The 11,941-nt window shown below is 42.5% G+C and carries 9 protein-coding genes and 2 pseudogenes; 4 read left to right on the plus strand and 7 right to left on the minus strand.

Annotated elements, in window-relative coordinates; translation table 11 throughout:
* Window positions 1-109 precede the first annotated feature (109 nt).
* Window positions 110-1,042, minus strand: a complete 933-nt coding sequence (locus IM479_RS12990) for a hypothetical protein (RefSeq protein WP_287687315.1) — start codon at window positions 1,040-1,042, stop codon at window positions 110-112.
* A complete protein-coding gene (locus tag IM479_RS12995; RefSeq protein WP_287687314.1) occupies window positions 999-1,598 on the minus strand; it encodes a DUF1517 domain-containing protein in 600 nt (199 codons plus the stop codon). Before IM479_RS12995 ends, IM479_RS12990 begins: the two co-directional genes overlap by 44 nt.
* A 266-nt stretch (window positions 1,599-1,864) precedes the next feature.
* On the opposite strand from IM479_RS12995, the pseudogene IM479_RS23070 reads away from it, so the two are divergent.
* Window positions 1,865-2,049: pseudogene (locus IM479_RS23070) on the plus strand (hypothetical protein).
* A 48-nt stretch (window positions 2,050-2,097) separates the two neighbouring features.
* Window positions 2,098-3,114 (plus strand): adenosyl-hopene transferase HpnH, encoded by a 1,017-nt coding sequence (gene hpnH, locus IM479_RS13000; protein ID WP_287687312.1) that lies wholly within the window; start codon window positions 2,098-2,100, stop codon window positions 3,112-3,114.
* A gap of 2 nt (window positions 3,115-3,116) precedes the next feature.
* Here hpnH and IM479_RS13005 read toward each other — a convergent pair whose 3' ends face one another.
* The 3 genes from IM479_RS13005 to IM479_RS13015 form a co-directional block, all read right to left on the minus strand.
* Complete coding sequence (locus IM479_RS13005) at window positions 3,117-4,490, minus strand: DICT sensory domain-containing protein (protein WP_286826386.1); 1,374 nt, start codon at window positions 4,488-4,490, stop codon at window positions 3,117-3,119.
* 123 nt (window positions 4,491-4,613) lie between these two features.
* On the minus strand, window positions 4,614-5,063 hold the full coding sequence (gene ndk, locus IM479_RS13010) for a nucleoside-diphosphate kinase (RefSeq protein WP_045361886.1): 450 nt from the start codon (window positions 5,061-5,063) through the stop codon (window positions 4,614-4,616).
* 336 nt (window positions 5,064-5,399) lie between these two features.
* Window positions 5,400-6,206 carry a creatininase family protein gene (locus IM479_RS13015; RefSeq protein ID WP_287687310.1) on the minus strand — a complete coding sequence of 269 codons (807 nt, stop codon included), beginning with the start codon at window positions 6,204-6,206 and terminating at the stop codon, window positions 5,400-5,402.
* A gap of 206 nt (window positions 6,207-6,412) precedes the next feature.
* On the opposite strand from IM479_RS13015, the pseudogene IM479_RS13020 reads away from it, so the two are divergent.
* Window positions 6,413-6,857 (plus strand): annotated as a pseudogene (locus IM479_RS13020) (transposase family protein); the annotation flags it as partial.
* Between the two features lie 112 nt (window positions 6,858-6,969).
* Here the strand turns inward: IM479_RS13020 and IM479_RS13025 are convergent.
* On the minus strand, window positions 6,970-9,591 hold the full coding sequence (locus IM479_RS13025; protein WP_287709379.1) for an O-linked N-acetylglucosamine transferase, SPINDLY family protein: 2,622 nt from the start codon (window positions 9,589-9,591) through the stop codon (window positions 6,970-6,972).
* A gap of 245 nt (window positions 9,592-9,836) precedes the next feature.
* Here IM479_RS13025 and IM479_RS13030 point away from each other — a divergent pair, with 245 nt between their 5' ends.
* Window positions 9,837-10,892, plus strand: coding sequence for a Fe(3+) ABC transporter substrate-binding protein (locus tag IM479_RS13030; protein ID WP_287687306.1), 1,056 nt, complete (start codon window positions 9,837-9,839; stop codon window positions 10,890-10,892).
* Between the two features lie 243 nt (window positions 10,893-11,135).
* On the opposite strand, the gene IM479_RS13035 is transcribed toward IM479_RS13030, so the two are convergent.
* The gene (locus IM479_RS13035; protein ID WP_287687304.1) at window positions 11,136-11,750 is read right to left on the minus strand and encodes a DUF938 domain-containing protein; all 615 of its coding nucleotides are present in this window, start codon (window positions 11,748-11,750) and stop codon (window positions 11,136-11,138) included.
* Window positions 11,751-11,941: the final 191 nt, after the last annotated feature.

Consider the following 11,941-nt stretch of genomic DNA (forward strand, 5'->3'; position numbering starts at 1 on the left):
CCCCAACCCCCACCGAAAAACTTTTTCAGCAGCTCCTAAGTAGTGGCCATCTCCAATGTCTGAGGTGGGGAAGACAGGGTTAATCTTCCACCACTCCAGTCAAATCCTGCTAACGTCGGCCGCGTCTGCTGCTGCCGAAACCACTGCGACTAGGGGTACGACGGGAACCAGAGGAACCGAAACTAGGAGAACGTTTGACATTATCAGATTTACCCGAATTCTTCAGGGTACTGGAACCATAACCGGAACCACTGGGTTTTGTGGTGGTTGTGGTGCTGCGATTGGGACTAGAGGAAGTATTACTGGGATAACGACGTAAATTGCCAGTAGAACGGAGAGTTTGCCGATTTTTGACTGCCGGAGGTGGACTATTATGTTTAGTCCGGTATTGATCTACTGCCTGATTATAGGTGGAACCGGAACCACCAAAACCGGTCATCACACCCCCCGGAGTATAGAGGGGAGGAACGTAGTATTGAGGACGAAAGAGCAAGCTACCCAAAGCTTGACCAGCAACAGCACCGAAAAAAGGACTCCAAAAACTCGATTCTTGCCGAATCACCACGGTTTCCTGTTGTCCGGTTTGGGGATTGTTCCGCACTTCCGTGACATTATGGACATACTCGATTTTAAAATCTTCGGTCATGTACAGGGTAGCTTGAGCGCCGTTGATTTCTACTGCGGTTTTTTCCCCTTTAGCAATGTCCTCCTCGGTTAATCTAGCCATTTGTAGGTTAGTGGTGCGAAAGAGGGGAGAAGTCCCCCCAGGGGTGTTTAACAGCATTAAGGTATAAGTGCCATCTCCGTCATCGTAGGTAGCTTGTTGCACCTCGTAGCGACCGCTACTAACCTGATTGGATTGTTGTCTTACACTACTGTTATTAGCTGACGGTGACTGAGTTTGATTTGACGAGGAACCACAGGCCACCGTTGTGCAACAAAGGGTAAGAATTAAAAGGATTGTCGTTACTTGGCGCAGCATAAGGGCAAAATTAAGACTATAAAGGCAGTAATTCGGGGAAGTTGAGTAATAGTTGCTCATTGGTCAATTCATCTCCCAATTGAGCAGGAGAAAAATGTACCTGAATCGCGCGCAGCCGACTTTGGTAGTGGAGGTTAATTATTGATTTTAAACCATCTTCCAGGGCTTCTCGATCGGCTAGGCTAGTTTCTAAAGCAGCACTCTCACCCTCGAAGGCTATTGTGATCATAATAACTAAGTTATCGGTGACGGGTAAAGTTAAGGGTTCCTTTTCCCCCACTTGTGAAGACACCGATTCACTTAGGTATCTGGCCGCAGAATCGGTAAACAGTTCGTTAACGTAGTCCCCCGCTTCCCCCTCATTCCAAAAAACATCGCCCTCATTAGCCACAGAAAACCAATAGAGGTTCATCTGCAGCAGATTTTGACAAATTTCTACTAAACCCTCTCCCATGACCTCCAAATCGCCTTCGGAATCGATCGCCTCCCGGCCGGTACGATTAAGAATACCGATCAGAGGTGCGATTTCTTGTCCGTAGAGATGCAAAAATAAGCGACAGACCACATAGCGAGTTTTACCCGCAAATTTCTTGAAGCGATCGCCTAAAGAACTCATAATAGACCTCTTGTAAAAATCAAAAATTGTCGTTAAGGTTAGCAGTCATTAGTCTTGAAGTCATCAGCTCGATCAAGGTGATAAGGGCCAATTAATCGGATAAATAAAAGCTGATAAGTAGGGAGGCACAATTATTTGTAGGATGGGTTAGCGGTAGCGTAACCCATGCAGGTGTTGGGTTTCATGCTTCAACCCAACCTACCTTCAATTTGCCATTTTCTAGGCTCCTATGCCTTGATGCCCTGTTAACAGTCTATAATTAGGGTCTGCTGAAAAAGTTTTTCGGTGGTGGTAGGGTGTGGGGTGTGGGGTGTAGGGTTTTACCGATTTTCAGGTGGTCAACTACCTAATTTTCAGGGAAAAAGTACCTGAATTTTCCCCCTGATCACTCCCAGTCCGGTACTTTTTGATTGACAAAAAGTCTAAAAGTCTTACCCAACAAGGTTTTTAGATTTATTCAGCAGACCCTAATTACTTAGAATCCTTTTGGTGTGAGCAAATGGCTGTCCAACTGCAACAAGCTTTAGTGGTTGCTTCCTATATCTTGAAACAGCGTTTAGCAGGGAAAAAGCGTTTTCCCTTAGTTTTAATGCTAGAACCTCTATTTCGCTGTAATTTAGCCTGTACTGGCTGCGGTAAGATTCAACATCCCCCGGAAATCCTCCGCAATCATCTCACCCCGGCAGAATGTTTCGCAGCGGTGGAAGAATGCGGGGTTCCGGTGGTTTCCATCCCCGGGGGCGAGCCGCTTTTGCATCCACAAATCGATGAAATTGTCAAGGGTTTAGTGGACAGAAAAAAATTTGTCTATCTCTGCACCAATGCCCTGTTATTGGAGAAAAGCCTGGATAAATTTACTCCTTCACCCTATCTTACCTTTAGCGTCCATCTGGACGGTTTAAAAGCACATCACGATCGCTGTGTGGATCGAGAGGGAGTATTCGATAAGGCAGTACAAGGGATTAAAGCGGCGAAAGCGAGAGGTTTTCGGGTTACTACTAATACCACGGTTTTTGAAGGCACAGAACCGCGAGAAATGCAGGAATTTTTCGATTTTCTCGCTACTTTGGGCATCGATGGCATGATGATTTCCCCCGGTTACAGTTATGAGTGGGCCCCGGATCAAGATAGTTTCTTGAAACGGGAGCAAACTAGAGCTTTATTCCGAGAAATTCTCTCACCCTGGAAATCAGGGCAGAAAAAGTGGAATTTTAACCATAATCCTCTCTTTCTCGATTTTCTCATCGGTGAACAAGACTATGAATGCACTCCTTGGGGTAGTCCTAGCTATAGTCTTTTAGGATGGCAAAAACCCTGTTATCTGCTCAACGAAGGTCATTACAAAAGCTTTCGGGAACTTTTAGCAGAAACCAATTGGGATAACTACGGTCGGGCCAGTGGCAATCCTCAATGTGCCGATTGTATGGTACATTGCGGCTACGAACCGACCGCAGCCATGGCAGCTTTTAAACCGGCTAATATGAGACGTGCCATGCAGAGTCTCATCGGAGTCTAGTCCTAAACTGATTCTAACCAGACGGCGGGGACTTGACTAGGGCGATCGGGTAATTGCATCCATCCCATTTCGCACAGACGAATTACCGAACTTAATTTTTCTACCAAAGCGGGATCGAAACGAATCCCGCTATAATTTTGACAGCGCTCTAGGGACTCTCCTAAATCTAGAGCTAGTCGGTCACCTCGCGGTTGAGTTAATTCCTGAAAATAGGCTGATAATCCTAAAATTCTCGACTCTAGGCTGATTTCTTCCCCTTTTAAGCCGTTGGGAACACCGCTACCATCCCAGTATTCAAACTCATGGTAAATAATCTGTTGAATTGGGGCTAATTCGGGCATAGTGGCGAGTAATTGTGCGCCTAACACCGATCTATCCCGCCAAAATAACGCATTTGCTCCCTCTAACTGACTGGCACGCTGTCTAAAAACTTCGATCGGAGCCTCCGCTAGACCGATGCGGTATAATAAACCGGCTAATCGTAAGCGTCGCAATCTCAGGGTGGGTAAATCGAGCAATTGTCCCAACATTTCCGCTAAAGCGGCCACCTGTAGGGAAGCAAGGGGATTATCAATATCTCTTTCATCGACCTTTTGAGCCATTCTTAGAAAAGCTTGCAGTTTATTAGCGGCTAAATTTTTATTTAAACGGGATGCTTGTCCTTCTAAGTCGCTTAATTCTCGCGTTTGTCTGCTGACGGTGACTAACTGCTGTTGACTGGTTTGCAGATAGGTGACAATGCGAGAGACTACTCCCGTTAAATCCGTGGGAATGGGATTAATATTTTGACTAATTTCCTGCTGTTGTCTGCTTAAATCGGCCGCTAGACTGGGATTATAGGGATGCAGACGCTCAATTAAGATCCTAGCGGCTTTTTCGACTAAATCGCGATCGAATGTCCATAAACCGTAGAATTTTCGCTCCGTGTCTATTTGGGGTTGACTATCGGACCGGTATTCTTCTGGGGATAACTCATGACAGAGTACCATGGAGGCGTAATCGGGGGAAAGAATGATTAAATTCCACTCATTAACCAAACTATCGCTATTATCTAAGTTGACTAGCGAAACATTCTCTAAACTGCCGGTTTTATGCTCAGAAAAACCACTATCGGCCACGGCAGCGATCGCAATATGACGAGAAGAGCGAGCGATATCTAAATAGCGCTCTGCTTCCTGTAAATACCATTTACCCTGTTGAAAGGTGACTAAGACCAGTGGTTTGTTTGTACTATCTGAGCTGCTAGTTTGCAAGATATGATCTTCAAGAGCATGACAGAGGGCCACAAGGGTATTCTTAAAATAGACCCCGTAACTGCTGGGTAATCGTCCCGATGAAGCTCTTTTTAACTGTTGTAAGCTGGATTCTACGGTCATAATTTCCGAATATTAGGGGGTTGGGGAAATGGGGAGAAGGGAGAGGGGAGAGGGGAGAATAAATAAAAGCAATCTCCTGTCTCCTGTCTCCTGACGACCGGCTCCTGACTGCCTCAAAGGGGTTTATTCTACCACCCAGGGAGTGATTGCGGGAGTCCAATTAGCTAATTCTGCATCGCTAAACCAGAGACTAACTTCATCTTTGGCGGTATCTGGACCATCGGACCCATGGATAAGATTGCGTCCGACACTAATGCCAAAATCACCGCGAATCGTACCCGGTTCAGCATTGAGGGGATTAGTGGCACCAATAATTTTTCTAGCGGAGGCAATTACTCCTTCTCCTTGCCAAACCATGGCCACCACGGGGGAGGAGGTAATAAAATCGACTAACGAAGGGAAAAAGGGTCTTTCCTTATGAACAGCGTAGTGTTTTTCCGCTAATTCGCTAGAAACCTGCATCATTTTCAACCCAACCAGCGTAAAACCTTTAGTTTCAAAGCGTTGAATAATTTCCCCCACCAGATTGCGCTGCACACCGTCGGGTTTAATCATTAAGAAAGTGCGTTCCATACTGCCTCTTAAAATTTAGTCATCGAAAAATTGCGTCCGAAACCCAGATTAACCCGGAATGGCATCCTAGAGAATGGCAGAGTTTTCGCTTAAATTGCTGAGTTAGCTTGCTGTCCGATTTAGGGGTTGCGGCAAAAAGTTTTTCGTGGGTGTAGGGTGTGGGGTGTAGGGTTTTAGGGATTTTCAGGTGGTCAATTACCTAATTTTCAGGGAAAAAGTCCCGGAATTTTCCCCCCGATCACTCCCATCGCTGGCACTTTTGGATTGACAAAAAGTCTAAAAGTCTTATCGAACAATGTTTTTATATTTATTCAGCAACCTCTAATTAATCTTCTATTAATATAACTTCGGTTGACGGAATTGATAAACATCAGCGATCACCTCTACCAAACCATTAGCAACGGATTCTAATAATCGATCGCCTTTTTCTTTACTTGCATTAGTAGCATCTCCCATCACTCCACTTTTAGTTAATTCCTTAGTTAACCAAGCAAAGGGTAATTTTCCCTCCATAGTTAACAAACTATTTTCTGGCAAACCTTGAGGATATTCTCGGACGGCCCGCTCAATTTTTACCTGTTCTGGCAGTAATGATAACATAATGCTAGTTTCCACATCTCCTGCATGAATACCGTATGCTAATTCATATTCCGAGAATAATGCAGCCGCATTGTGGGGAACTCGCCAAGTGAAAAAAGGAAATACTAAAAAATCGGGATATTGTTGATGAATATCCCTAGCGGCAATTTCCATAACTTGCGGTTGCCCGCCGTGGGAGTTCATTAATACTAACTTGCGAAAACCCGAACGATAGAGACTTTCAGCTATCTCTTGAATGAGGGTTAATAAGGTTGCTGCCGAGAGGGTAATCGTGCCGGGGAAAGACCAATGTTCGTTAGATTTTCCGTAGTAGAGACAGGGTAAAGCGAAAGCGGCGATGTTTGTATCTAATTTCTCGAAAGCTTTGCCTAAAACCCCTAAACTAATGGCAGCATCGACGGCAATAGGTAGATGGGGTCCGTGTTGTTCGATCGCACCGATGGGTTGAATAATTACCACATTTTCCTTATCCGGCATTGAATCTATATCTGTCCAAGTAAGATAGGGAAAATAACGATGTGGGGGAATAAAACCGTGCATCATAATTTTATTGGGGGTGAGGGATTATGGTTAGAGGAAAAATTACTGTTTATGTTGTAATTTTATCACTAATTCTTGGCAAGGTTGCCAATCGTCTTTATATAGCATTTATCTTAATGGTGAGGTACGAAGTCTCTGGTTTTAGGGAACAGGCAACAGTAGCCAGTCGTCTGGGGATGATACCAAATTAGGTTACACTTCATCTTTATGAGAGCGGAATTTCCGTTCTGCTTGATTTTCTCGGAATACTGAACAGTCGCTTTGTCAATGCGGGTCGTCTGAAAAGAGCCGGTCAAGAATCTCTCAGTCACGAAACCATCTATCAAATGATCTATCAGAACTATCGAGATTGTGGAGAGCATCAAGAATACCTAGGCGGCCAGACGAGGAAAAAGAAAGAGTCGAAGCGGGGGGAAAAGTAAAAGTAAGCGTGGCGCGATTCCGGAGCGTGGCAGGATTGGCCAAGAACAAAACCGCATCGGAAATCAACCCTTGTCACCGAAAAACTTTTCCAAGAGATTCCCCCTGACAAAAGAAAAACCGACCCTTGTGACAAGGTCAAAAAATTTTGTGGACATCAAGAGTCTCGTGAAGAAACTAGGAGCAGATTTTTATTTTACTACTCCTTATCATTCTTGGGAAAGAGGATTAAACGCAGGGTAAGAGTATCTTAAATCCTTGACAAAATGAACTTTATCTGGTTTTCTTCCCCATACCCCACACCCCAAAAAACTTTTTGCCGCAAACCCTATGTAACCCTAAAGTTTTATTTACCTTCTCCTACTACAGATTGATAAAATCTTTCTAGACTTTCTACAGAGGTTCGATCGTTAAATACTGTATCGATATTCACTTTAGTATAATCTTTGATTGTTTGTCGCCATTGATTATCTAAACCTAAACGGATAGCAATTTCAATATAGTGATTTTTATCCGTAGCAATTGTCTCGGTTATGCCTAATTTTTTCAAGATAGCATAGGAATGTCGTCCGCGCATAAATTCCCCCGGACAGGTAACCACTGGCAGCTGACAGGCAATGGCTTCGAGGGTGGTATTTCCTCCCGACCAACTTAAGTTATCTAAATAGATGTCTGCTAATAAATTAAGCTGAAAATAATCATTTTGTTCTAGCTGTGGCATCATTACCCCGTAATCTTGCCAATTGAGTCCATACTTATTAAAAGCTTGACTTAATCTCGACTGAAAGCAATGGGTCACAAATTCGCTACGATGGCAGATAAAAATAAATTGGCTGTTGGGAACTTGTCGAGCAATTCTAGGAAAAATTTCGTCATTTTCTGGCAGATATTTAAATAAACTTTGACAGTTTAAGTAAATGATTTTATCCTCGGCTAATCCCATCTCTAAACGAGTTTTTCTCTGGGGAGGAAGGGAAGGTTTGGGATAGGCAATACCTAAATTAGATAAGCGAATTAATTTTTCACTGTAGTGATTATCTCCCTCCGGGGGTTCCATTAATTCACTGGAGATAAAATAATCAATGGTTGGTAATCCTGAGGTGATTGGATGTCCCCAAGTTACACATTGTACTGGAGCTAAACGCAATCCTGCTAGTTGGGTAGTACGAGCATCCATACCAATATCTAAATAAACCAGAATATGTAACTGATTATCTAAAATATGTTGGGCAATTATTTCCATATTAACTACATTATCAAACTGATAAAAATAATCACTTTGCTCTTGATATTCTCTCGTAAACTTATCGAAGGTGTTATTAATATCTATTCCATAACAATAAATTTCAAATTGTTCTCGATTTCGCCACTGCAACCATCCTTGAAACAGTTTCGCTACCGTGTGATGACGCAAGTGAGCAGAAATATAGCCAAGGCGAATTTTTCCCGTAGGCATGGTTAGGTTTTTCACCCAATTAGGAAAGTTAACCGAGGCTATTTTATAAACTAATTTCCCATATTTTTTTTGTACTTCTAAATCATTTTTAGCCTGATATTGAAGATAAAAATTAGTTCTTAATCCAATACTTTTCCAAGCATCCTGTTGTTGATTAGTAGAGGTTAAATCAAGATTGGACAAGATATTATCTAACCGTTTCTCGTAGTTTGATCGATATAGCATAATATCTGCTTGAGTTGGGTAAACTATCGGCATTAACCGCATTAATTCTAACTTCAGAGATAGGTGATCGGGAAGATACTCTAAAGCTGATTTAGTTGCTTGAATTGCTACCTCGATCGGATAATTATTTTGTAGTAACCAAATTAGGCGCAAATGTAAATCAATATTTTTTGGATGATAGCTAATACCTTTTTTATACACTTCCAAAGCTTGTTTTTCTTCTTTGAGAATGAGATGGCAATGGGCGCAATTTAAATAAAAGTTGCTATCTTCTATTTTAATTACTAATAATTTTTGATAATAGTTTAGTGCTAACCGATAGAGTTTTCTTTGATAAAAATAATCACCTGAGTAAATATCGGCAATTTGTTGGTCAGCTTGCAGGATTTCCCAAAGGGAGAGATTTTGACTAATTTCTCGTCTATCTCCTGCCAGTTGTTGGGCAGTTTTATAAGCATTTTTTGCTTCTGTCCAAGCTTGTTTAACTAAATAGACATTGCCTAAATTGATATAAAAAGGATAAAAATCCGCTTGGCTATTAATTCCCTGCTGATAGAATTTTTCGGCTGACTCTAGCTGACCTAATTGATAAAATAAATTACCCAGTTTATTATAAGCATCGACAAAATTAGCATTGAGATCGATCGCTTTCTGATAAGCTGATAAAGCTATATCTAAACGTGATTGTTTTTCTAGCACCCTAGCCATGGTATAATGATATAAGGCTTGATTTTCCTCTAATTCTATGGCTCGTGCTAAACAGTTAAAAGATTCTGTTAGTCGGTTAATTATATAGTATAAGTATCCTAAATCGTGCCAGATGTAAGCTAATTGTTCACGCCAAGATAAAATTCTTAAGTAAAAGTCCTCAGCTAAAGTATATTCTTGCCGATTAATTGCCTCTTGCACCTCTTGAAGACAGGAGTTTATCACCGTCAGGGCATAATTTTCTATTTCTTCATCCCCTTCTATTTCTTCTAATTCTAGCCACTGGAGATAGATTAATTTAGCTTTGGCAAACTGCCAGCAATCGAGATTTCTAATTATCTCTTTTTTGAGGAGCATAATTAAATCTTGACTAGACTCTGATTGTAATAGCCAAAATAACCAAATTTCTTGCGCTGTTGCTTGCTGCTCTAGCAGCAGATAAGCTAATCCCAGATAGGGATAATAATCAGTCACTTGCGGATGAACCGCGAGTGCTTGTTGACAAAATAACAATAATTGATTATAGTCTCCCGATGCTAACATTAACTCGATCGCTTGTTGGTTATCACTGTTGATCATTATCTTTGACTCTCGTTGCTCTAATTCCACAATACCCTCGATCGAGCTTCCGGGTAACATCTTGGACTTATTGAACTTAACTAGCGATAGATTCGAGGATTTATTGGCTCTATTAAGGCAGAAAATCCTTATTCTACCCTGATTTTCCACTATCTACCGCCCTAGCCGGACAAATAATTTCTCGTGCAGATAAGAATTATTCTCAATAGCTGTATAATGGGAAAAGACAAGCCAAGAATCTAGCAATGAACGATAAAATAACTCGTAGAGTCTTTCTAGGTGCAGGAACAGCCACCTTAGCGGTAGCAGTGGGTCAATTAGGGAAAATAAACGAAGTTTCCGCCCAAACTAAACAATTAAACCTCTATTCCTCCCGTCACTACAACACCGACCGACGATTGTATGACAACTTCACCCGACAAACGGGAATAAAAATTAACCTCGTGGAAGGGGAAGCAGACCCATTAATCGAACGGATTAAAAGCGAAGGCAGCAATAGTCCTGCCGATATACTCCTGACGGTAGATGCGGGGAGACTATGGCGCGCCGACCAACAGGGAATTTTTGCCCCCGTCAATTCCCGCATTCTCACCCAAAGAATTCCTGCTAATTTGCGTCACCCCAAAGGTCACTGGTTTGGGTTTAGTAAACGCTTGCGGGTAATTATGTACAACAAAGACAGAGTTAACCCCAGAGAAATCGATTCCTATGCAGATTTAACCAATCCCAAATGGAAAGGAAAAGTCGTCACCCGGTCATCCAGTAACATCTATAGTCAATCTTTTACCGCTTGGTTAATCGACATCCAAGGGGAAACGGCCGCAGAAAAATGGTGTCGGGGATTAGTGGCTAATTTTGCCCGTCCACCCCAGGGTAATGATAAGGCACAAATCGAAGCTGTAGCCGCAGGAATTGCCGATTTAGCCCTAGCTAACACCTATTACTTAGCGGGGTATGCCGAAGAAAAAGACCCCGCTAAACGGGCAATTTATGACCAAGTAGGCGTAATTTTCCCCGACCAAGCAGGCCGCGGCGCTCACGTTAATATTAGCGGTGGTGGTTTAATTAAAACCGCTCCCAATCGGGAATCGGCAATTAAATTTTTAGAGTATCTTTCTAGCAATGAAGCACAGAACTTTTTTGCTAAGGGTAATCGAGAATATCCCGTCGTTCCAGGGGTTGCTTTAGACCCTTTCCTGGCAAAACTCGGACGCGGGAAAGAAGATACCGTTAGCGTGGCTAATTATGGTCCTAATTTAGCCAAAGCAGTACAGGTAATGAATCGCGCCGGTTGGAAATAAGTTATCAGTTATCAGTTATCAGTTATCAGTTATCAGTGGGAATTATGAATTAGGAAGTTAGGAGCAGGGAGCAAAAAGCTCATGGCTGATAGCTAAAAGCTGATTTAAGATATGAATCTTCTTGTGTGTGGTTTTTAAAACCCAGAACCAAAATAACTTTTGGATACGATGCACACTTGGCATTCATACCTCGATTCAGCAACGCCACTGATGACTGATTACTATTCACTGATGATTGCTATGTTAAGGCAATTGAAATAAAACCGAGAGATTATTAGCTGGCATAGGAATTACTTCTAACAATTGTAAACCTCGATCGCTCGCTTCTTGCACCACATCTTCTAAATTCCTAACTCCCCAAGCAGAGTTTTGAGAACGGAGAGAAAAATCAAAGCTTTCGTTACTAGGAGAAGTATGTTTTCCCTGTCGTTTATAGGGACCATAAAGATAGAGAATTCCCCCCGAACTGAGAATGCGACTCGCTCCCGTCATTAAAGCTAAACAAGCGGACCAAGGAGCGATATGAATCATATTAATATTAACAATGGCATTAATAACGATATTTTCCGTCTCTACAGCCCAAACTGACTGATGAACATCGATAAATAGGGGGCGATCGAGATTAGAACTAGGACAATAATCGCACCAACTGCGAATACTATCTAGAGCCAGAGGGTTACAATCCGAGGGAATCCAACGACAAGGAGCAAGACGAGGAGCAAAAAAAACAGCGTGTTCACCCGTGCCGCTAGATATTTCTAAGATATTCCCAGTCTTCGGTAAAAATTGGCTGATAACTTCTAAAATCGGCTGACGATTGCGTTCTGTTGCTGGAGCGTATTGACGTAAATCAGACATAATTAGGGTTTGCGGCAAAAAGTTTTTCGGTGGGGGTTGGGGGTTGGGGGATGGGGGATGGGGGATGGGGGATGGGGGATGGGTTTTACCGATTTTCAGGTGGTCAACTACCTAATTTTCAGGGAAAAAGTACCTGAATTTTCCCCCTGATCACTCCCATGCCTGGTACTTTTTGATTGACAAAAAGTCTA

Origin of the sequence: Microcystis sp. M165S2 (assembly GCF_020245885.1) — a bacterium.
Taxonomy (GTDB): Bacteria; Cyanobacteriota; Cyanobacteriia; order Cyanobacteriales; family Microcystaceae; genus Microcystis.